The sequence below is a fragment of the Plantactinospora sp. BB1 genome (genome assembly GCF_003030385.1).
Lineage (GTDB): Bacteria > Actinomycetota > Actinomycetes > Mycobacteriales > Micromonosporaceae > Plantactinospora.
This window is the reverse complement of the sequence record NZ_CP028159.1, coordinates 4,196,858-4,218,169: the sequence shown is the minus strand read 5'-3', so window position 1 is coordinate 4,218,169 and position 21,312 is coordinate 4,196,858. Positions and strand designations below refer to the sequence as shown.

Genomic DNA, 21,312 nt, shown 5'->3' with positions numbered 1-21,312 from the left:
CGGCGGCATGAGCGAGCGTGGCGAGCGAATCATCAGACTCAGGGTGGTTGTGCCTCATGGCGGCGCCGAGCGGAGCGAGGCGGCGGCATGAGTGTACGACGGATCATGGGCACCGAGGTGGAGTACGGCATCTCCGTGCCCGGGCAGGCCGGAGCCAACCCGATGGTGACCTCATCGCAGGTGGTGAACGCCTACGGCGCCCGACCGGAACTGGCCCGGGGCGGCCGGGCCCGGTGGGACTACGAGGAGGAGTCCCCGCTGCGGGACGCCCGCGGCTTCACCTACTCGGGTGCCGCCTACGACCCGGCGGAGGCGCTGGCCGACGAGGACCTCGGGCTGGCCAACGTGATACTGACCAACGGGGCCCGGCTCTACGTCGACCACGCCCACCCGGAATACTCCACCCCCGAGGTGACCAACCCGCTGGACCTGGTCCGCTGGGACAAGGCGGGGGAGCGGGTGATGGCCGAGGCGTCCCGCCGGGCCGCCACCATCCCGGGCACCCACCCGATCCACCTCTACAAGAACAACACCGACAACAAGGGCGCCAGCTACGGCGCGCACGAGAACTACCTGATGCGCCGGCAGACGCCGTTCGCCGACATCGTGGCGTACCTGACGCCGTTCTTCGTGAGCCGGCAGATCGTCTGCGGCGCCGGCCGGGTCGGGATCGGCCAGGACGGTTCGCAGCCCGGTTTCCAGATCTCCCAGCGGGCCGACTTCTTCGAGGTCGAGGTGGGCCTGGAGACGACGCTGAAGCGGCCGATCATCAACACCCGGGACGAGCCGCACGCGGACGCCGACAAATACCGCCGGCTGCACGTCATCATCGGCGACGCCAACCTCTCGGAGATCTCCACCTACCTCAAGGTCGGCACCACCGCGCTGGTGCTCACCATGATCGAGGAGAAGGCGCTCAGCCCCGACCTGGCGATCGCCGACCCGGTGGGTGAGCTGAAGGCGGTCAGCCACGACCCGTCGCTGTCGCACCGGCTCAGGCTGCGCGACGGCCGCCGGCTGACCGCGCTCGACCTCCAGTGGGCGTACCTCGAACGGGCCCGCTCCTTTGTGGAGGAGCGGTACGGCGACGACGTCGACTCCGACACCGCCGACGTCCTCGACCGCTGGGAGGGCGTACTCGACCGGCTCGGCCGGGACCCGATGCTCTGCGCCGGTGAGCTGGACTGGGTGGCGAAGCTGCGGCTGCTGGAGGGCTACCGGGAGCGGGAGAAGCTCGGCTGGGCCTCGCACAAGCTGCAACTGGTCGACCTGCAGTACTCCGACGTACGCCCGGAGAAGGGCCTCTACCACCGGCTGGTGAGCCGGGGCTCGATGGCGACGCTGCTGCCCGAGGAGCTGACCCGTTCGGCGATGACGGAGCCGCCCGAGGACACCCGGGCCTACTTCCGGGGCCGCTGCCTCGCCCAGTACGCCTCCGAGGTGGTGGCGGCGAGCTGGGATTCGGTCATCTTCGACGTCGGCCGGGAGTCCCTGGTGCGGGTTCCGATGATGGAGCCGGAGCGGGGCACCCGCAAGCACGTCGGGGCGTTGTTCGACCGGTGCGCGAGCGCCAAGGACCTGCTGGAGACGATCACCGGTGGCTGACCCCGAGCCACCCGCCGCCCACAGCGGCGGTGGCGGAGGATTCGTCGCCCATCCGAGGTAAGTTTTCCCCAGGCGATCGTGGAGGAGGCAGCAGAGATGGCTACCCGTGACACCGGCGGTCAGTCGCAGTCCGGCAAGGCGCGCCGGGACGAGGAGGTCGACGAGGTCGCGACCGAGGCGAACCCCGAGGTCGCCGAGCGGCACGCGGAGATCACCGAGGACGTCGACGACCTGCTGGACGAGATCGACTCGGTGCTCGAGGAGAACGCCGAGGAGTTCGTCCGGGGCTACGTCCAGAAGGGCGGACAGTAGCCGTACCCGGGCCGGGTCGGGCGTGGTCCGCCACGCCGAACCCGGCGCGGCGCGCGGCGGCGGGCCGTGCCGACCAGACCGGCGCGACCGCCGACCGTGGATCGCGCCGCCGGGCCGGGACGTCCGGGCGGTGGCGGCGACCGGCGGCCGGGCGCCTTCGGGCGGCGCCGTCGGGAGTGACGCAACACGGCGACGACGATCATCGCACCGGGGAGATCCGGGGGATACTCTGCTTCAACCGCAACGGTGGCCTCGCCCGGTTCCCGCGCTGACGCGGGGGATCCGGGCGACGTGATGAGAGAGCTGAGAGGGAGCACGTGGCAGCGGCTTTTGATCCAACCGGGCGTCTACCAGACGTGTTCCTCAACGTGGGGACGTCCTCGTTCACCCAGTTCCTGAGCACGGCAGCCCCCGACCTGCTGCCCGGACGCCGGCCGCTGCCGCCCGGCTCCGCCAGCGCGCTGGCCCCGCACGCCACCACCATCGTCGCGCTGACCACCGCCGACGGGGTGGTGATGGCCGGGGACCGGCGCGGCACCATGGGCAACCTGATCTCCAGCCGGGACATCCGCAAGGTGCATCCGGCGGACGAATACTCGCTGATCGGCTTCGCCGGCACCGCGGGCATCGCCCTGGAGATGGTGCGGCTCTTCCAGGTGGAGCTGGAGCACTACGAGAAGATCGAGGGGGCGATGCTCTCCCTCGACGGTAAGGCCAACCGGCTCGCCGCGATGATCCGTGGCAACCTCGGCGCCGCGATGCAGGGTCTCGCGGTGATCCCGCTCTTCGCCGGCTACGACCTGGCCGCCCCCGACCCGGCCAACGCCGGCCGGATCTTCAGCTTCGACGTGGCCGGCGGCCCCTACGAGGAGACCGGCTACGACGGCATCGGCTCCGGCTCGCTCTTCGCGAAGGCGGCCCTGAAGAAGCGGTACCGTCCCGGGTTGAGCACCCCGGACGCCATCCGGCTCGCCGTCGAGGCGCTCTACGACGCCGCCGACGACGACAGCGCCACCGGTGGCCCCGACCTGAGCCGCCGCATCTATCCAGTCGTGATGACGGCGACCGCGGAGGGCACCAACCGCCTCTCCGACGCCGAGGCGGCCGAGGTCGCCGAAGCGGTGGTCGCCGCCCGGATGGAGAACCCCGGCGGCTGACCGCCCCGCACCACCCGCAACCCGCCGTCGTCAGCAGAACCGGTTAGGAGAACCGCCGCCGTGGCCATGCAGTTCTACGCCTCACCCGAGCAGATCATGCGCGACCGCTCGGAGCTGGCCCGCAAGGGCATCGCGCGCGGCCGGAGCGCCGTGACGCTCAGCTACTCCGACGGGGTGCTCTTCGTGGCGGAGAACCTCTCCAGCGCCCTGCACAAGGTCAGTGAGATCTACGACCGGGTCGCCTTCGCGGCGGTCGGCCGGTACAACGAGTTCGAGAACCTGCGCCGCGCGGGCGTCCGGATGGCGGACGCGATCGGGCTCAGCTTCGACCGCCGGGACGTCACCGGCCGGGCACTGGCGAACGCGTACGCCCAGACCCTGGGGGCGATCTTCACCGAGCAGTCCAAGCCGTTCGAGGTGGAGATCTGCGTCGCCGAGGTCGGCAGCACGCCGGAGGCGGACGAACTCTACCGGATCACCTACGACGGGTCGGTCAACGACGAGCCCGGCCGGATGGCGATGGGTGGGCAGGCGGAGGCGGTCACCGGGGCGCTGCGCGAGGAGCACCAGCCGGACATGTCGCTGGACGCGGCGGTCCGGCTGGCGGTCCGGGCGCTGGGCAGTGTCGGTGGCGAGGGCGGCGCGCCCCGGACCATCGCCGCCAGCCAGCTTGAGGTGGCGATCCTGGACCGGCGGCGGGTCGGGCGTACCTTCCGGCGGATCACGGGTGCCGCCCTCGTCTCGCTGCTGGAGGGGGCGCCCGCCAAGGCCGACGGCGGCGAGGCACCCGCGGCCGAGCCGAAGGCACCGGCTCCCGGCCCGGACAAGCCGGCCGAGTCCGCCGGCTCGGCCGACCTGGAGGGCAAGCCGAAGCGGGCCGGCGGCAAGTCGAGCGGCAGCGCGGAGAAGTCGGAGTAGGGACCAGGGCAGGGACCGGGCTATCGCGATCCGGAGCCGATCCGGTCCTCGGTTGCGTCGCTCGGCGCTGGCGGTCGGCGAGCGGTGCCGAGCGTCCCGTCCGGTCGTAGCGCGTCGGCGAGCATCGCCCGCCAGTCCGCCATCGGGGCCAGCCCGGCCCGGGACCACCCGGCGTGTCCGAGCACGCTGTAGCCGGGCCGGCGCGCCGGCCGGGGAAACCGGTCGCTGCTGGTGGGACGGATCCGGTCCGGGTCGAGTCCGGTCCGGGCGAAGACCTCGCGGGCCAGGCCGTACCAGCTGGTCCGGCCGCCCGCCGTGCCGTGGTAGACGCCGGCCGGTGCGGCTGACCGGTGTGCGGCGGCGCCGAGGTCGGCCAGCCGCTCCGCGAGCGCGTACGACCAGGTGGGCTGGCCGAGCTGGTCGTCGACCACGTCGAGGTACGGCCGAACGGCGGCCAGCCGGAGCATCGTGGTGACGAAGTTGGGGCCGTGCGCGCCGTACAGCCACGCGGTGCGTACCAGGTATCCGGTCTGCGGCAGCAGCCGGGCGACGGCGAGTTCGCCGACGAGCTTGCTGCGCCCGTACGCGTTGATCGGGGCGGTCGGGGCGTCCTCCGGGTAGGGGCGGTCGGCGTCGCCGGCGAAGACGTAGTCGGTCGAGACGTGCACCAGCCGGGCGCCGGCCTCGGCACAGGCTGCCGCCAGGTTGGCGACCCCGGTGCCGTTGACGGCGGTGGCCGCCGCCTCCCGCTGCTCGGCACCGTCCACGTCGGTCCAGGCCGCCGCGTTGACCACGATGTCGTGCCCGGCCACCGCCGCGCGGACCGCTGCCGGGTCGGTCAGCTCGACCTCGGCCCGGGTGGCGGCGGTGACCCGACCCCGCTGCCGGGCGGTGAGCACCGCCACCAGGTCCCGGCCGAGCATCCCGCCCGCCCCGGTCACCAGCCAGCTCGGCTCCGCGTCCCGCTGGGCGGTCACCGGGGGGCCGGCCCGGGGTGCCCGATCTCCTCGCCGCTCAGCCGTGCCTTGAGCGGTTCCCACCAGGCCCGGTTCTCCCGGTACCAGGTGACCGTCTCGGCGAGCCCGCGGTCGAGTTCGACGCTGGGTGCGTACCCGAGTTCTTCGCTGATCTTGGTGATGTCCAGGGAATAGCGGCGGTCGTGCCCCATCCGGTCGGTGACCGGCCTGACCCGGTCCCAGTCGGCGCCGCAGGCGGCGAGTAGCCGGCCGGTCAGCTCGCGGTTGGTCAGCTCGGTGCCGCCGCCGATGTGGTAGACCTCGCCCGGCCGCCCCTTGTCCTGCACCAGGGCGACGCCGACACAGTGGTCGTGCACGTGCAGCCAGTCCCGGACGTTGCCGCCGTCGCCGTAGAGCGGCACGGTGCCGCCGTCGAGCAGGTTGGTGACGAAGAGCGGGATGACCTTCTCCGGGAACTGGTACGGCCCGTAGTTGTTGGAGCAGCGGGTCAGCACCACGTCCATCCCGTAGGTGCGGTGGTAGGCCAGCGCGAGCAGGTCGGAGCCGGCCTTGGCGGCCGAGTACGGCGAGTTCGGCGCCAGCGGGGTGGACTCGGTCCAGGAACCCTGCTCGATCGAGCCGTAGACCTCGTCGGTGGAGACGTGCACGAACCGGCCGGTACGGTGCCGCAGCGCCGCCTCCAGCAGGGTCTGCGTGCCGAGCACGTTGGTGGTGACGAACGGGGCGGCCCGGTGGATGGAGCGGTCGACGTGGGACTCGGCGGCGAAGTGCACCACCACGTCGTGCCCGGCCATCACCTCGTCGACCACGGCCGGGTCGCAGATGTCGCCGACCACCACCCGCAGCCGGGGATCGTCGCGTACCGGGTCGAGGTTGGCCAGGTTGCCGGAGTAGGTCAGCTTGTCCAGCACCGTGACGGCGCTCGGCGCGAGCCGCGGACCGGTGCCGGTCAGCAGCATGCGTACGTATTCAGAACCGATGAATCCGGCTCCACCGGTCACGAGGATCCTCATGAATTGGAAAGTCTACGCGTCGGCCGGCGACTCCGGCCCGAGGCGTTTTGTCGGCGAGCCGACTCTGCCGACCGTCGCCCGCCGGTAGCCTGCGCGAATGCGCGGAATCCTGCTGGCGGGCGGCACGGGCTCGCGGCTGTGGCCGATCACCCAGGCCGTCTCCAAACAACTCATGCCGATTTTCGACAAGCCGATGATCTATTACCCGCTCTCCACTCTGGTCATGGCGGGAATACGGGAAATCCTCATCATCACCACTCCTGGCGACCAGGGGCAGTTCCGGAAACTACTGGGTGACGGCTCCCAGTGGGGCCTCCGGCTGGAGTACGTCGCGCAGCCGAGTCCGGACGGAATCGCGCAGGCGTTCCTTCTCGGCGAGGAGTTCCTGGCCGGGGATTCGGTCGCGCTGATCCTCGGCGACAACATCTTCTACGGCGCCGGACTGGGCCGGAGCCTGGCCCGCAACGGTGACCCGGACGGTGGCCGGATCTTCGCCTATCCGGTGGCGAACTGCGAGGGTTACGGAATTGTCGAGTTCGATTCCGAGGGGCGGGCGCTGTCGATCGAGGAGAAGCCGGAGAAACCCAAGTCGCGGTACGCCGTCCCGGGCCTCTACTTCTACGCCAACGACGTGGTGGAGATTGCCCGGGGGTTGACCCCGAGCGACCGGGGCGAGCTGGAGATCACGGCGGTGAACCAGACCTACCTGGCGGCGGGCCGGCTCCAGGTCACCGCCCTGGACCGGGGTACCGCGTGGCTGGACACCGGCACCTTCACCTCGCTGGTCCAGGCCGGCGAGTTCGTCCGGGTGATCGAGGAGCGGCAGGGCCTGAAGGTGGGCTGCATCGAGGAGGTGGTCTGGCGCAGCGGGCTGATCTCCGACGAGCAACTCCGCGAGCTGGCCGAGCCGCTGAGCCGCAGCGGCTACGGCGAGTACCTCTTCGGCATCCTGGAGGATCCCGGCCGGTGAGCGGTCGGACGGCACGACCGGTGCACGGCGACGGACGCGCGGGGGGCTCGCCGGCGCGGTTCCCGCACAACCCGACCCTCCGACAGTGACCAACCGGGGCTCCGGGCGACTAATCTCCAAGCATGGAGCGGCGAATCTTCGGCCTTGAAACCGAGTACGGTGTCACCTGCACCTACCGCGGCCAACGGCGGCTGTCCCCGGACGAGGTCGCCCGTTACCTCTTCCGCCGGGTGGTCTCCTGGGGGCGCTCGAGCAACGTCTTCCTGCGCAACGGTGCCCGGCTCTACCTCGACGTCGGGTCCCACCCGGAGTACGCCACCCCGGAGTGCGACTCGGTCTCCGACCTGGTGGCGCACGACCGGGCCGGCGAGCGGATCCTGGAGGGCCTGCTCGTCGACGCCGAGAAGCGGCTGCACGACGAGGGGATCGCGGGCGAGATCTACCTGTTCAAGAACAACACGGACTCGGCCGGCAACTCGTACGGCTGCCACGAGAACTACCTGGTCTCCCGGCACGGCGAGTTCGGCCGGCTGGCCGACGTGCTGATCCCGTTCCTGGTCACCCGGCAGCTCATCTGCGGTGCCGGCAAGGTGTTGCAGACCCCGCGCGGCGCCGTCTACTGCCTCTCCCAGCGCGCCGAGCACATCTGGGAGGGCGTCTCCTCGGCCACCACCCGCAGCCGGCCGATCATCAACACCCGGGACGAGCCGCACGCCGACGCCGAGCGCTACCGGCGGCTGCACGTCATCGTCGGCGACTCCAACATGAACGAGGTCACCACCCTGCTCAAGGTCGGCAGCGCGGACATCGTGCTGCGGATGATCGAGGCCGGGGTGGTGATGCGCGACCTGTCGCTGGAGAACCCGATCCGGGCGATCCGGGAGGTGTCGCACGACATCACCGGCCGGCGCAAGGTCCGGCTCGCCTCGAACAAGGAGATCAGCGCGCTGGAGATCCAGCAGGAATACCTGGCCAAGGCGACCGAGTTCGTCGAGCGGCGGGGCGGTGACCAGACCGCGAAGCGGGTGGTCGAGCTCTGGGGCCGGGTGCTGCGCGCGGTCGAGACCGGCGACCTGGACCCGGTCTCCCGGGAGATCGACTGGGTGACCAAGCTCCAGCTCATCGAGCGGTACCAGCGCAAGAACGACCTGCCGCTCTCGCACCCCCGGATCGCCCAGATGGACCTCGCCTACCACGACCTGCGGCGGGGCCGTGGCCTCTACGGGCTGCTGGAGCGGCGCAAGCAGGTGGACCGGATCGCCACCGACCCGGAGATCTTCGAGGCGAAGGAGACCCCGCCGCAGACCACCCGGGCCCGGCTGCGCGGCGAGTTCATCCGGCACGCCCAGGAGAAGCGCCGGGACTTCACCGTCGACTGGGTGCACCTCAAGCTGAACGACCAGGCCCAACGCACGGTGCTCTGCAAGGACCCGTTCCGGGCGTACGACGAGCGGGTGGAGCGGCTGATCGCGAGCATGTGAGGCCGGGCGGTTAGGCTGGCCCCCGCTATGACGCATCCAGAGGGTCGTGACGACGACGAGCACCGCCGCCCCGAGACGATCCGGCAGAACCGGGTCGAGCGGCGGCGCGCCAAGATCCGGGAGGAGATCGAGCGCAACCGGCGGGGTGAATACACCGTCCCCACCTGGGTGCTCACGCTCATCCTCGTCCTGGTCGTGGCCGGCTGGCTGGCGCTGGTCTTCCTGAGCTGACCCGACGCGGTGCGGCTCAGCCCAGCCCGGCGGCGCACCGGCCGGCGGCGGCCGCGGCCAGGAAATAGGCGTGCTCCTCGGCCAGTCCCCGGCCCATCGTCGAGAGCGGCACCGGGCTGGCCCGCAGCGCCTCGTCGAGCCCCTCCACCGGCACCCGGACGATCCGGTGCCGCCGCGCCAGCTCGGCCACCGCCGGCTCGACCAGCGCGGCCAGGTCCGCCGGCAGCTCGGCCGGGAGCACCAGGTCGGCGGCGGCCAGCGCGACCCGGCCGTACGCGGTCACGCTGTGGTGCGACAGCCCCCGGTGCCGGTCCCGCGGGTCGGCGCCGGAGATCCGCAGCGAGCCCACCGGCCGCCCGCCCAGGGTGGCGACCGCGTTGACCGCCTCCCCGACGGCGACCCCGGAGAAGCCCCACCGGGTACCCGTGCCCAGGTTGCCCGGCCCCTGCGCCACGACCGCCACGTCGGCGCGGAGCACGTGCCGGGCGGCGAGCAGCCCGCTGTGCAGGTTCGTCGCCTCCAGGTCGCCGCCGAACGCCTGCCCGACGGTGACCGTGCCGGCGAGTTCGCCGCGCAGCCCGTGCAGGGTGCGGGAGAACCAGGCCGGCAGGGCGCCGCCGTCGGTCATCAGGTACGCGATCCGGGCCCCGGGCGCGTCGGCCCGGATCCCGGCAACGATCGCCGGCAGCGCGGAGTGCAGGTCGGCGGTGACCACCGGCAGCCCGCCGAGGTCGTCGGCGTCGGCCAGCGCGGCCCGGTGCGGGGAGGCCTCCTCGTCGACGCCGAGCAGGATCGGTTGCAGCGGCGTGTAGCGGGCCTTCACCAGGTGTCCGGCGTCGCGGCTGTCGACCGTCTCGGGCGGGTCCGCCGGGAGCCGGTCCGGCAGCGCCACCACCAGGGCGTACCCGCCGGTGCCGAGCCCCATCAACAGCGCGCCGACGTTGAGCAGCACCCGGTCGCCGGGCTCGGGGGTGCCGACCAGTTCCGGGTACGCCAGCGCGCGTAGCCGCACCCCGTCGGCCTGCCGGACGTCGAGTTCGACGGCACCGTGCCAGCTACGCCGGACCGCCGTGACCGTCCCGGACCGCCATCGCACCATGGCCGGCAGGGTAACCGGCTACGGCCGGCCGCTCCGGGTCGGGTCGAGGAAGACGTACCGGACGTGTGGGAAGCGGGCGACCAGCCGGCGTTCGGCCTCCTCGGCGCCGGCCTCGATCTCCGCGCCGGTCGCCTCGTCCCGGAAGTCGACCTTCGCCGCGACCAGGATGTCGTCCGGGCCCAGATGCATGGTGAGCAGGGTGTCCACCCGGTCCACCGTCGGCAGCGCGGAGAGTTCGCGGTGGATCTGGTCGTGCATCGGCCGCGGCACCGCCCGGCCGACCAGCAGCGAGATGTTGCTCCGGGCCAGGATGGTGGCGACCACCAGGAGCAGCAGTCCGATCAGGATCGAGGCCAGCCCGTCCCAGAACTCGGTGCCGGTGGAGTGGGACAGGGCGAGACCGCCGGCGGCCAGCGAGATCCCGATCAGCGCGGCGGTGTCCTCCAGGAAGACCGCCTTGATCGTGGTGTCCGCGGTGCTCCGCAGGAAGCGGGCCGAACTGATCCGCCGCGCTCGGGACGCCCGGCGGATCTGCCGGACCGCCCGGGTCAGCGAGACCGACTCGATCAGGAACGAGACCGCCAGGACGACGTAGGAGACCAGGAACTCGCCGGTGTGCTCACCGCCACGGATCGTGTTCACGCCGTGCGTGATCGAGAAGCCGGCGCCGACCACGAAGGTGAAGACCGCCGCGATGAAGGCCCAGACGTAGCTCTCCTTGCCGTACCCGAACGGGTGCTCGACGTCGGCGGGCCGGGCGCCCCGGCGCAGCGCGGTGAAGAGCAGCACCTCGGTGGTGGTGTCGGCGATCGAGTGCGCGCCCTCGGAGAGCATCGCGGCCGAGCCCGAGATCACCCCGGCGACCACCTTGGCGAGCGCGATCGCCAGGTTGGCCAGCCCGGCTACCACGACCGTGAGGACGCTTTCCGACGTGTCGTCCCGTTCCGGCATACCGCCAGCCTAGGAGTCGTCCGGTCGGCCGGCACCCGGACCGGGCGGCGCGGTGCCGCGCGGGGTACCCGCTTCGTGATCCGACACTGCTAGCGTCTGTGTCGTGTCGCGGACCCGTACCGAACGCCTGGTCAACCTGGTGATCTGTCTGCTCTCCACCCGACGGTTCCTGACCGCCGCGCAGATCGCCGCGACCGTGCCGGGCTATGAGCATGATCCGGACGACCCACGTGACCACGAGGCCTTCCAGCGCAAGTTCGAGCGGGACAAGGCCGAGCTGCGTGAACTGGGCGTACCACTGGAGACCGGCACGGCCAGCGCCTTCGACGCCGAGCCGGGCTACCGGATCGCGCGCCGGGAGTACGCGTTGCCGGACATCCCGCTGGAGCCCGACGAGGCGGCGGCGGTGGGGATCGCCGCCCGGCTCTGGCGGCACGCCGGGCTGGCCGCGGCGGCCTCCTCCGGGCTGGCGAAGCTGCGCGCCGCCGGTGTCGACGTCGACCCGCAGGCCACCCTCGGGGTGGAGCCGGTGGTCACCGTCGACCCGGCGTTCGGGCCGCTGACCGCCGCGGCCCGGGAGCGGCGCACCGTCGGTTTCGACTACCGGGTGCCCGACGGCGACGCCCCGACCAGCCGCCGGCTCGAACCGTGGGGAGTGGTCTGCTGGCGGGCCCGGTGGTATGTCGTCGGTCACGACCTCGACCGCGACGCGGCCCGGTGTTTCCGGCTCTCCCGGATCGTCGGTGGGGCCGTCCGGACGATCGGCGGTCCGGGCGCCTTCTCGCCGCCGGTCGGCGTCGACCTGATCAGCCACGTCGCCAAGTGGTCCGGTCCGGTGGAGCGCTCCGGCCGGGCCACCGTGCTGGTCGCACCGGGACGGGCGGCCGGCTTGCGGCGGTGGGCCCGGGAGGTGACCAGCGGACCCGACGGCGACCGCCTGGTGCTGCCGTACGCCGACGCCGAGTCGCTCGCCGGTAGGCTCGTCGGCTACGGTCCCGATGTCCGGGTGCTCGAACCGCCGGAGATCCGGGATGCCGTGATCCAGCGGCTCAAGGAGATCACCGCCCGGCACGACGAGATGGCGACCGCCCGGGCGTCGGGGTAACGCGGGGGCGGACCGGGGTCGGGGCCCCGGAGACTGACCAGAGGGGGGAGCCGGCGTGACTCGTCCGGCGCAACGGTCCGGCGGCGGGGCGCGGGCCTCGGCCGACCGGCTGGCCCGACTGCTGAACCTGGTGCCATACCTGCTGGCGCGACCCGGGATCGAGCTGTCCGAGGCGGCCGCCGACCTCGGGGTGACCGAGCGGCAACTGCGGGAGGACCTGGAGCTGCTCTGGGTCTGCGGGCTGCCCGGGTACGGGCCGGGTGACCTGATCGACATGGCCTTCGACGGCGACCGGGTCACCATCACCTACGACGCCGGGATCGACCGCCCACTGCGGCTCACCCCGGACGAGGCGCTGGCGCTGGTGGTGGCGCTGCGGATGCTCGCCGAGACGCCGGGCATGGCCAACCGGGACGCGATCGAACGCGCCCTCGCCAAGATCGAGAACGCGGCCGGTGAACTCGCCGACGCACCCGTCGCGGTGCGGATGCCGGGCGACAGCGACCGGGTGGCGGCGCTGCACGGCGCGGTGCAGCGGGGCCGGGCGCTGCGGATCACCTACTACGCCGCGACCCGCGACGAGACGACCGAACGCACCGTCGACCCGATCCGGGTACTGATGGTCGGCGGCCTGGCCTACCTGGAGGCGTGGTGCCGGCGGGCGGAGTCGGTACGGCTGTTCCGGGCCGACCGGATCGACGCGCTCGTCGAGCTGGAGGAGGCGGCCGCACCGCCGCCGCAGGCCCGGCTGCACGACCTGAGCGCCGGGATCTTCCGCCCCGACCAGGACCTGCCGCTGGTGACCCTGCGGGTCGGCCGGTCCAGCCGGTGGATCACCGAGTACTACCCGTGCGAGCGGGTCGAGCCGGATCCGGGTGACGCCGACCGGGCCGGCCGGGAGTGGCTGGTCTCACTGCGGGTCACCGACCTCGACTGGGCCCGGCGGTTCGTGCTCGGGCTCGGGCCGGACGTCACGGTGGTCGCCCCGGCGGAACTCGCCGACCAGGTACGCGACCGGGCCGCCGCCGCGCTCGACGCGTACGCCACGCTGCCGCCGGACGGCGCGGCGGCACCCGCCCCGCACCCGGACGTCGCACTGGTCCCGGACGCCAGTCCGGCGGCAACGGCCGGGAGCCACTAGGCTGGCCGACGTGGTGAAGTGGATCGTGCTCGCGGTCGTTCTCGTCGGGCTCCTGGTGCTGGGGCTGGCGGCCCGCCGGGTGCTGACCCGGCTGCCTCGGCTGCACCGGGCCGCCCGGGGCCTGCAACGCCGCCAGGAGCAGGCCGAGGACCTCCAGCGGGTCGCGCTGGCGGTGCAGGATCGGGCCGAGGCCATGCAGCAGCAGGTCGAGACGCTCCAGCAGCGGCTCGTGCTGATCCGCGCCAAGCGCGGCGGCGAGGAATAGCTCCCGTCGCGGCGGCGAGGAATAGCTCCCGTCGCGGCGGCGAGGAATAGCTCCTGGTCAGCGCCGTCGATCTTCCGGTTGACGGATGCCCGACGTTGGTCAAGACTTCACCAGCCGGCCGCAAAGTCACCAGCCTGGCGGGTGGCACTCCTTCCCGACGCACGTACGATGGGCCAGGACACACCCTTTGCTGGACAAAACATCGAACTGGAGCTTCCATGGGCGTCCTCAAGCCATGGCACATCTTCGTCCTCGTGGCTGTGCTGGTCCTGCTCTTCGGCGCGAAGCGGCTTCCGGACGCGGCCCGGTCGCTCGGTCGTTCGCTGCGGATCATCAAGGCCGAGACGAAGAGCCTCGCCGACGACGACAAGGACCTGGCGGAGAAGGCCGACGCGCAGGCGGGGCGGCAGCCGCTGCCGGGTGACCCGGTGCAGCCGACCAGCGTGCACCAGCCCGGTTACCAGCCGCCGCCCGCGGCGCCGGTCAACGACCCGGTGCAGCGCGTCCGCGACAACTGACCGGGGCCCGCACCCGTGGCCTTCGCCCTGCTGCGTCGGCGCGGCCCGAGCAACTTCGAGCGGGCCGCCGACGGCTCGATGACGCTCATCGAGCACATCCGGGAGCTGCGTAACCGGCTCTTCAAGGCCTCCCTGGGCATCGTGGTCGGCTTCGGCCTCGGCATCTGGCTGGCCCAGGACGTCCGGCACCTGCTCCAGCAGCCGTACTGCGAGCTCGAGGGCTCGACCGTGGACGGCAAGTGCCAGTTCGCCCAGCTCGGCCCTGCCGACGTACTCCTGCTCGACCTGAAGATCGCGCTCTGGGTCGGGCTGATCGTCGCCGCCCCGATCTGGCTCTACCAGCTCTGGGCGTTCATCGCGCCGGGGCTGCACCGGCACGAGCGGAAGTACGCCTACATCTTCACCGCGCTCGCCGCCCCGCTCTTCGCGGCCGGCGCCGTACTGGCGTTCTTCGTGGTCGCCAAGGGGCTCGAGTTCCTGGTCGGCCTCGCCGGCGAGGACGTCACCAACACGCTGGAGATCACCCGGTACATCTCCTTCGTGACGAACATGATCCTGATGTTCGGGGTCGCGTTCGAGTTCCCGCTCATCGTCCTGATGCTCAACTTCGTCGGGCTGGTGACCGGCCGGAAGATGCTCGGCTGGTGGCGGATCGCCGTCTTCGTCTTCTTCCTCTTCTCGGCCATCGTCACGCCCACCCCGGACCCGTTCGGCATGACCGCGCTGGCGATCTGCCTCTGCGCGCTCTACTTCGCGGCGGTCGGGGTGGCGATGCTCAACGACCGGCGCCGGGGACGCGGCAAGGAGATCTACGCCGGGCTGGACGACGACGAGGTCTCGCCGTTGGACCTGGAGCCGGAGCCGGTCACCGCCGGCGAGCGGGTGGAGACGGTGGCACCGGTCTCCGCGCCGGATCCGGTCCCGGCGCCGCAACCGATCGACCGGCGCTACGACGACATGACCTGAGTTCGACCGAGGTGTCGGAGGCGGCACGGCGGGCGGTACGGTGCTCGCCGTGACCGCCGACGATCAACTTCCCGGGCCGGGTGCCGCCGGCCCGCTGGCCGACGGCCACCTGGCGGTGCTGGCCAATCCGACCGCCGGGCGGGGCCGGTTCCACGGGCTGTTGCCGGCCGTACTCGACCGGCTCGGCACCGTGGGCCGGCCGATCCGGCTGCTGGAGGCGGGCAGCGCCGCGCAGGCGAGTGCGGCGTGCCGGGCCGCGGTCGCGGACGACGCCGCCGCGCTGGTGACGGTCGGCGGCGACGGTACGGTCCATCTGGCGCTCCAGGCGGTAGCCGGTACCGGTGTCGCCTTCGGTCCGGTACCGGCCGGCACCGGCAACGACTTCGCCATCGGCACCGGGTACCCGGCCGATCCGCTCGCCGCCGTCGAGGTGATCGCGGCGGCGGTCGCCGCCGGGCGGACCCGCCCGACGGACCTGGCCCGGATGACCGGCCCGGACGGCGACGAGCGCTGGTACGGCGCGGTGCTGGCCGCCGGTTTCGACGCGCTGGTCAACGAGCGGGCCAACCGGATGTCCTGGCCGCGCGGACCGCGCCGCTACGACCTCGCCATCCTGGTCGAGCTGGCCCGGCTCCGGCCCCGCCGCTACCTGCTCCGGCTGGACGGGGTGCCCCGGGACCTGGACGCGGTGCTGGTGGCGGTCGGCAACTGCCCGAGTTACGGCGGGGGGATGCGGATCTGCCCGACGGCCGACCCGACCGACGGGCTGCTCGACGTGGTCTACGCCGGCCCGGTCAGCCGCACGACGTTGACCCGGATCAAGCCCCGGGTCTACCGGGGTACCCACCTGGCGCATCCGATGGTGCACACCCAGCGGGCCCGTACGGTCGAACTCGTCGCCGAGGACATCGTCGGGTACGCCGACGGTGAGCGGGCGCTGCCCCTTCCGGTGACCGTCACCGCGGTCCCCGGCGCCGTACGCCTGCTGCGCTGATCCGCCGCGACTGATCCGGGGTGGTACGTCGGCCCGGTACCCGATCCGGGCGGTGGCGGGGGCGGCGGGATACCTGTTTGCGAGACTGTCGAGCTGCCCCGTCTGTGCTCCCGCGTCCGCGCTGGCCGGTGCGCTGACGGTACGGGCCGACGAGGACACGGTGCGGGACGTGAGGCACCGGTTCGACCAGAGGGAACACGCGCGCCTCCGCAGCGAAAAGGGCCTTCGCTGGGGAGGAATGACCTTCCCCGAAGCGGCGTGAACGGCCCGCCTCGGCAGGGTCGCTCACCCGAAGGACTGGACCGGGACGCGGACGAAGCCCTCGGTCCAGTGGTCCTCATCGAGGTCGTACTCTCCGATCTGGAAGCAGTCCGGCTCGTCGGCGAAGCCCGGCAGCAGACGCGCGCGGCGGATCCGCTCTTCGGCCAGGGCCTGCGAGGAGTAGATGCCGAGCAGCTTGACGTCGTCGCCGTCCTGCTCGTCGATGACCACACCCTCGTCGTCGAGGTGAATCGTCTCGTCGTCGGGGCCGGCTTCGTTCTGGTGGCTGATGTGCCAGAGGGGATAGACCTGCACGGCGCAGGCTACCCCGGGCCCATCCGGTGAACGTTCCCGGTCAGAGCACCAGGTCTCATTTCACCCCGGGCCTGCTGGTTGCGCTGGTGCTCTGGGCTCAGCTGGTAGGTCCAGTAACGGTCGAAGTGGCGGTCGGCGAGCAGCGCGCGGAGTTTCAGGACGGCTTCGGCGCCGGCGCTCCGCCCGGCCGTCGAGGCGTTCGTCCGACAAATGCGCTATCCGGCGGCCGGAGCGCCGTGATACACCACCGAGGTGCAGAACATCTTGGAGTTCCCCGAGGTCCTGCGGCTGATCGAAGACCGCTCGGCCGCGTTCCGCGCCGCGATCGCGTCCGCCCCCGACCTTGACGTCCAGGTCCCGACCTGCCCGGACTGGACGCTGCGCGAACTGGCGCAGCACCTCGGCGACGGCCGCCGCCGTCAGGCCGCCATCGTCGCGGCGGGCCCGGGCGCTGAGCCCCCGGCGAAGACGGATCCGAAGGGCGCCCCGACCGCGCCCCGCGACCGGGAAGCCCTGGACGCCTGGCTCGCCGAGTCGACCCAGCTCATGCTCGACGCGCTGCGCGAGGCCGGCCCGGATCGCGGCTGTTGGACCTGGTGGGGCCGCTCGCAGGCCCCAGAGACCAGCGGAGCCGTGGCGCGGCACCAGATCCAGGAGATCGCCGTCCACACCTACGACGCCCAGCTCACCCTGGGGGCCGCACAGCCGCTACCGACGGACGTCGCGGTCGAGGGCGTTGACGAGTTCCTGACGACCGTCTCGGCGACGACCGTCCCCTGGCCGTTCAAGCCGGCGACCATCGACCTGCACACGACCGAGGGCCGCTCCTGGCGCCTGACCCTCAACGCCGACGGCGTCCGCTGCGACGACCTCGCCGCGGACGCGGAGCCGGGCGACCTGGCGATGCGCGGCGCAGCGAGCGAACTGGTCCGCTACTTCTACGACCGCATCCCGCTCGACGGCCTGGAGACCACCGGCGACACCGAGCCGATGGAGCAGCTCGCAGACTGGGACCCGAACGCGTAAAGCCCGCATTTGTGACGCATCTGTCGGTTGTGCGCGCGCTCCTGCGGGCGTCACCGGCCTGTCCGGCTCATCCCACCGGTTGCGGGCCCGCCGCCGCCAACCCGGTGAACGTTCCCGGTCGGAGCAGTAGCCAGCGCGGACGCGGGAGCACAAACGGGGCAGCTCGACAGTCTCGCCACGACCCTTCACGACCCCGACCCCGACCCCGACCCCGGTCTCGGTCCCGGCCTCGAACCCGGCCCCGACCGCGACGGCGACGCACGCGGGTCACGGCGGCGGGGCCATCCAGGTCAGCGGCCGTTCGGCACCGCCAGGTCCACCGCGGCGGTCAGCCCGTTGACCTGCCCCGGCTCGGCGGCCGGCAACACCAGCACGGCGCAGCCGGCGCGTACCGCCCCGGCGTCGGCGGGGGTGTCCCCGACCATCAGCGTCCGTTCCGGGTCGACGCCGAGCAGGCCGCAGGCCCGGTAGAAGATCGCCGGGTCGGGTTTGCAGCGCCCGACCTCGTAGGAGAGCACGAACGCGTCGACCAGGTCGGTCAGCTCCCATGCCTCGAAGATCGGCCGGAGGTCGAATCCGATGTTGCTCACCACCGCCACCGGCACTTTGGCCGCGCGCAGCGACCGCAGCGTGGCCGCGGTGTCCGCGTACGGGAGCCAGCCGTCGGGGAGCAGGAGGCGGTCGTAGAGCGCCTCGGCCAGCCCGCTCACGCCGCTGTTGACCGTTTCGGCCAGCCCGACGAAGGCGGCCCGGTGGGCGGGGCCGTAGAGGTCGCGTTCCGCCCACACCTCGGCCAGGTGCGGCGGAACCCGGGCCGGCAGCGGCCCACCGGCCCGGCCGGCGGTGACCAGGCGGTCGGCGAGTGCCGTCGCCCGGGCGCGGTCCAGCGTCGTCCCACAGGCCGTGGCGGCGGCCAGCACCCAGGCGACCGGCTCCTCCACCTGGGCGAGGGTGCCGTGGAAGTCGAAGAGCACCGCGTCCACCGGGCGGCGCGGCGGCACCCCTGGGGCGGAGTCGGCGGTTCCGCTCGACGTACGAGGCTTGGGCGGTTCGGCATGATCCGGCACGTCGTGCACCCTACCGACCGGCTCTTCGGGGCCCGCTCTACGGCCTGCCGGCGTGCGAGCACCCGGTACGCATTAATCTTGGATTCATGTCGAGCCCCGCCGAGCGGTACGCAGCGGCGCGCCGCCGGGCCGCGCAGGCCAGCATGTTCCCCGCGCTTGACGAGTTCGCCCAGGATCTGGGGTTCGATCTCGACGACTTCCAGCGGGAGGCGTGTCAGGCGCTGGAGCGGGGCAGTGGTGTCCTGGTCTGCGCCCCGACCGGTGCCGGCAAGACGGTCGTCGGCGAGTTCGCCGTGCACCTGGCGCTGCGCACCGACGCCGGGGCCGAGCCGGGTGGGCCGACCCGGAAGTGCTTCTACACGACTCCGATCAAGGCGTTGTCGAACCAGAAGTACCACGACCTGGTGGACCGGTACGGCTCCGAGCAGGTCGGGCTCCTCACCGGGGACAACGCGATCAACGGCGACGCGCCGGTGGTGGTGATGACCACCGAGGTGCTGCGCAACATGCTCTACGCGGGCTCGTCCAGCCTGACCGGCCTGGCGTACGTGGTGATGGACGAGGTGCACTACCTCGCCGACCGGTTCCGGGGCGGCGTCTGGGAAGAGGTGATCATCCATCTGCCGGAGTCGGTGACCCTGGTCTCGCTCTCCGCCACGGTCTCCAACGCCGAGGAGTTCGCCGACTGGCTGATCACGGTACGCGGCGAGACCGAGGTCGTGGTCAGCGAGCACCGCCCGGTGCCGCTCTGGCAGCACATGCTGGTCAACCGGCGGATGTTCGACCTGTTCCACGACGCCGACGCGGCCCGCAAGCACGACGTGCACCCGGAACTGCTCCGCTACACCCGGGAGATGCTGCGCCGCCTCGAACTCGGCGACGGCCGTACCCACGGGCCGGGGTGGGGGCGCGGCGGGCCCCGGGGGCCACGCTGGCGCGGGCCGCTGCGGCCCGACATCGTCGAACGGCTGGACCGCGAGGGGCTGCTGCCGGCGATCCTCTTCATCTTCAGCCGGGCCGGCTGCGACGCCGCCGTGGCGCAGTGCCTGGCCGCCGGACTGCGGCTGACCACCCCGGACGAGCGGGCCGAGATCCGCGAGGTGGTGGAGAGCCGGATCACCAGTGTCCCCGGCGAGGACCTCGCCGTGCTCGGCTACTGGGAGTGGCTCGACGGGCTCGAACGCGGCCTCGCCGCCCACCACGCCGGGATGCTGCCGGCGTTCAAGGAGGTGGTCGAGGAACTCTTCGTCCGTGGGCTGGTGAAGGCGGTCTTCGCCACCGAGACGCTGGCGCTCGGGATCAACATGCCGGCCCGGTGCGTGGTGCTGGAACGCCTGGTGAAGTTCAACGGCGAGGCGCACGTCGACCTGACGCCGGGGGAGTACACCCAGTTGACCGGGCGGGCCGGGCGGCGGGGGATCGACGTCGAGGGGCACGCCGTCGTGGTCTGGTCGCCGGAGGTCGATCCCCGGCACGTGGCCGGGCTCGCCTCGACGCGTACCTATCCGCTGCGGTCCAGCTTCCGGCCGTCGTACAACATGGCGGTCAACCTGGTCGGGTCGGTGGGTGCGGCGCCGGCCCGGGAGCTGCTGGAGTCGTCGTTCGCGCAGTTCCAGGCGGACCGCTCGGTGGTCGGCCTGGCCCGGCAGGTGCAGCGCAACGTCGAGACCATCGAGGCGTACGGCGCGGAGGTGCGCTGCCACCACGGCGACTTCGACGAGTACTTCGGGCTGCGGCTGGCGATCGCCGACCGGGAGCAGTCGCTGGCCCGGCAGGGGCAGTCGCAGCGCCGGGCGGCGACGTTGGCCGCGCTGGAGCGGCTGCGGGTCGGTGACGTGATCCGGGTGCCGTCGGGCCGGCGGGCCGGGCTGGCGGTGGTGCTCGATCCCGGCGTCGGTGGGTTCGGCGAACCCCGGCCGCTGGTGCTGACCCAGGATCGCTGGGCCGGCCGGATCACCCCCGGCGACTTCACCACCCCGGCCGAGGTGTTGGCCCGGATCCGGGTACCGAAGCATTTCAACCACCGTTCCCCGGCGGCCCGCCGGGATCTCGCGGCGGCGGTCAGCGGGACGGGGCTGGACCGGAACGCGCGGCGCGCCGGCCGGTCCCGGGGTGCCGCGGGTGAGGACGAGCGGCTCAGCCAGCTCCGTGCCGAGCTGCGCCGGCACCCCTGCCACGCCTGCCCGGACCGGGAGGAGCACGCCCGCTGGGCGGAGCGCCGCCGTCGGCTGGAGCGGGACACCGCCGAGCTGCGGCAGCGGGTCTCCGGACGTACCGGATCACTCACCCGGACCTTCGACCGGGTCTGCGGGATCCTCACCGCCCGTGGCTACCTCTCCGAGTCCGGCGAGGTCACCGACGCGGGCCGGATGCTGGGCCGGATCTGGACCGAGGCGGACCTGCTGGTCGCGGAGTGCCTGCGGCGCGGGGTCTGGGACGGGCTCTCCCCGGCCGAGCTGGCCGCCGCGGTTTCGGTGGTGGTCTACGAGGCGCGCCGGGACACCGACGAGCGGGCCTCGATGCCCCGGGGGCCGGTCTCGGACGCGGTGGGCGAGACCCTGAAGATCTGGGCGGAGCTGGAGTCCGACGAGGCGGCCCGGGGGCTGGAGGCGACCCGGGAGCCCGATCTCGGCTTCGTCTGGCCGGTCTACCGGTGGGCCCGGGGCGAGGCGCTGGCGAAGGTACTGGCCAGCGGCCACAACCTGGACGGCGACATGCCGGCGGGTGACTTCGTCCGGTGGGCCCGGCAGGTGGTGGACCTGCTCGGGCAGGTCGCGGACTCGGCGGGTGCCTCGGTGGAGCTGCGTGGCACGGCGCGGCAGGCGATGGGGACGATCAATCGGGGCGTGCTGGCCTACCACGGCGCGACCTGACGGGCCGATCGAGTCGGGCTCGGCTGTTCAGCCAGCCGTTCTCTTCCGTCAGGTCAGCCGACGCTCC

21 protein-coding genes are annotated in these 21,312 nt (G+C 72.5%); 15 read left to right on the top strand and 6 right to left on the bottom strand.

The window, feature by feature from the left end; genetic code table 11:
• Positions 1 to 87: 87 nt before the first annotated feature.
• The 4 genes from dop to prcA all read left to right on the top strand — a co-directional run bounded on the left by dop (position 88) and on the right by prcA (position 3,992).
• The gene (gene dop / locus C6W10_RS18485; protein ID WP_107259150.1) at positions 88 to 1,605 is read left to right on the top strand and encodes a depupylase/deamidase Dop; all 1,518 of its coding nucleotides are present in this window, start codon (positions 88 to 90) and stop codon (positions 1,603 to 1,605) included.
• A gap of 96 nt (positions 1,606 to 1,701) precedes the next feature.
• The gene (locus tag C6W10_RS18480; RefSeq protein WP_101366062.1) at positions 1,702 to 1,917 is read left to right on the top strand and encodes a ubiquitin-like protein Pup; all 216 of its coding nucleotides are present in this window, start codon (positions 1,702 to 1,704) and stop codon (positions 1,915 to 1,917) included.
• Positions 1,918 to 2,234: 317 nt separating this feature from the next.
• Positions 2,235 to 3,074 (top strand): proteasome subunit beta, encoded by an 840-nt coding sequence (gene prcB / locus C6W10_RS18475; RefSeq protein WP_107259149.1) that lies wholly within the window; start codon positions 2,235 to 2,237, stop codon positions 3,072 to 3,074.
• A 60-nt stretch (positions 3,075 to 3,134) separates the two neighbouring features.
• On the top strand, positions 3,135 to 3,992 hold the full coding sequence (gene prcA, locus C6W10_RS18470) for a proteasome subunit alpha (RefSeq protein ID WP_107259148.1): 858 nt from the start codon (positions 3,135 to 3,137) through the stop codon (positions 3,990 to 3,992).
• Between the two features lie 20 nt (positions 3,993 to 4,012).
• Here prcA and rfbD read toward each other — a convergent pair whose 3' ends face one another.
• Positions 4,013 to 4,915 (bottom strand): dTDP-4-dehydrorhamnose reductase, encoded by a 903-nt coding sequence (gene rfbD / locus C6W10_RS18465; protein ID WP_199854048.1) that lies wholly within the window; start codon positions 4,913 to 4,915, stop codon positions 4,013 to 4,015.
• A gap of 50 nt (positions 4,916 to 4,965) precedes the next feature.
• Positions 4,966 to 5,982: a dTDP-glucose 4,6-dehydratase gene (rfbB, locus tag C6W10_RS18460; protein ID WP_107259147.1), complete on the bottom strand. Its 1,017-nt coding sequence runs from the start codon at positions 5,980 to 5,982 to the stop codon at positions 4,966 to 4,968.
• 97 nt (positions 5,983 to 6,079) lie between these two features.
• Here rfbB and rfbA point away from each other — a divergent pair, with 97 nt between their 5' ends.
• From rfbA to C6W10_RS18445, 3 genes are all read left to right on the top strand, one after another.
• Positions 6,080 to 6,952, top strand: coding sequence for a glucose-1-phosphate thymidylyltransferase RfbA (rfbA, locus tag C6W10_RS18455; protein ID WP_107259146.1), 873 nt, complete (start codon positions 6,080 to 6,082; stop codon positions 6,950 to 6,952).
• Between the two features lie 122 nt (positions 6,953 to 7,074).
• Positions 7,075 to 8,433: a Pup--protein ligase gene (gene pafA, locus C6W10_RS18450; protein ID WP_101366057.1), complete on the top strand. Its 1,359-nt coding sequence runs from the start codon at positions 7,075 to 7,077 to the stop codon at positions 8,431 to 8,433.
• Between the two features lie 27 nt (positions 8,434 to 8,460).
• On the top strand, positions 8,461 to 8,664 hold the full coding sequence (locus C6W10_RS18445) for a hypothetical protein (protein ID WP_107259145.1): 204 nt from the start codon (positions 8,461 to 8,463) through the stop codon (positions 8,662 to 8,664).
• Between the two features lie 16 nt (positions 8,665 to 8,680).
• On the opposite strand, the gene C6W10_RS18440 is transcribed toward C6W10_RS18445, so the two are convergent.
• Positions 8,681 to 9,763 (bottom strand): DUF3866 family protein, encoded by a 1,083-nt coding sequence (locus tag C6W10_RS18440; protein ID WP_107259144.1) that lies wholly within the window; start codon positions 9,761 to 9,763, stop codon positions 8,681 to 8,683.
• Between the two features lie 18 nt (positions 9,764 to 9,781).
• The gene (locus C6W10_RS18435; protein WP_107259143.1) at positions 9,782 to 10,714 is read right to left on the bottom strand and encodes a cation diffusion facilitator family transporter; all 933 of its coding nucleotides are present in this window, start codon (positions 10,712 to 10,714) and stop codon (positions 9,782 to 9,784) included.
• A 103-nt stretch (positions 10,715 to 10,817) separates the two neighbouring features.
• Here C6W10_RS18435 and C6W10_RS18430 point away from each other — a divergent pair, with 103 nt between their 5' ends.
• The 6 genes from C6W10_RS18430 (at position 10,818) to C6W10_RS18405 (ending at position 15,703) form a co-directional block, all read left to right on the top strand.
• A complete protein-coding gene (locus C6W10_RS18430) occupies positions 10,818 to 11,819 on the top strand; it encodes a YafY family protein (protein WP_107259142.1) in 1,002 nt (333 codons plus the stop codon).
• A gap of 55 nt (positions 11,820 to 11,874) precedes the next feature.
• Positions 11,875 to 12,960, top strand: a complete 1,086-nt coding sequence (locus C6W10_RS18425; RefSeq protein ID WP_107259141.1) for a YafY family protein — start codon at positions 11,875 to 11,877, stop codon at positions 12,958 to 12,960.
• A gap of 10 nt (positions 12,961 to 12,970) precedes the next feature.
• Positions 12,971 to 13,225 (top strand): hypothetical protein, encoded by a 255-nt coding sequence (locus C6W10_RS18420; protein WP_107259140.1) that lies wholly within the window; start codon positions 12,971 to 12,973, stop codon positions 13,223 to 13,225.
• 218 nt (positions 13,226 to 13,443) lie between these two features.
• Positions 13,444 to 13,743 (top strand): Sec-independent protein translocase subunit TatA, encoded by a 300-nt coding sequence (gene tatA / locus C6W10_RS18415; RefSeq protein ID WP_107259139.1) that lies wholly within the window; start codon positions 13,444 to 13,446, stop codon positions 13,741 to 13,743.
• Between the two features lie 15 nt (positions 13,744 to 13,758).
• A complete protein-coding gene (gene tatC / locus C6W10_RS18410) occupies positions 13,759 to 14,709 on the top strand; it encodes a twin-arginine translocase subunit TatC (RefSeq protein ID WP_107259138.1) in 951 nt (316 codons plus the stop codon).
• Positions 14,710 to 14,758: 49 nt separating this feature from the next.
• Complete coding sequence (locus C6W10_RS18405; RefSeq protein ID WP_234361322.1) at positions 14,759 to 15,703, top strand: diacylglycerol kinase family protein; 945 nt, start codon at positions 14,759 to 14,761, stop codon at positions 15,701 to 15,703.
• Positions 15,704 to 15,988: 285 nt separating this feature from the next.
• Here C6W10_RS18405 and C6W10_RS18395 read toward each other — a convergent pair whose 3' ends face one another.
• Positions 15,989 to 16,279 carry a hypothetical protein gene (locus tag C6W10_RS18395; RefSeq protein ID WP_107259135.1) on the bottom strand — a complete coding sequence of 97 codons (291 nt, stop codon included), beginning with the start codon at positions 16,277 to 16,279 and terminating at the stop codon, positions 15,989 to 15,991.
• Positions 16,280 to 16,531: 252 nt separating this feature from the next.
• On the opposite strand from C6W10_RS18395, the gene C6W10_RS18390 reads away from it, so the two are divergent.
• Positions 16,532 to 17,305, top strand: coding sequence for a maleylpyruvate isomerase family mycothiol-dependent enzyme (locus C6W10_RS18390; protein WP_107259134.1), 774 nt, complete (start codon positions 16,532 to 16,534; stop codon positions 17,303 to 17,305).
• A gap of 290 nt (positions 17,306 to 17,595) precedes the next feature.
• Here the strand turns inward: C6W10_RS18390 and C6W10_RS18385 are convergent, their stop codons facing one another.
• Positions 17,596 to 18,372, bottom strand: coding sequence for an HAD family hydrolase (locus C6W10_RS18385; RefSeq protein WP_369931221.1), 777 nt, complete (start codon positions 18,370 to 18,372; stop codon positions 17,596 to 17,598).
• Between the two features lie 86 nt (positions 18,373 to 18,458).
• Between C6W10_RS18385 and C6W10_RS18380 the strand changes: the two genes are divergently transcribed.
• Entirely contained in the window at positions 18,459 to 21,245 is a 2,787-nt protein-coding gene (locus C6W10_RS18380; protein ID WP_107259132.1) for an RNA helicase, read from the top strand.
• The last annotated feature ends 67 nt before the right edge of the window (positions 21,246 to 21,312 follow it).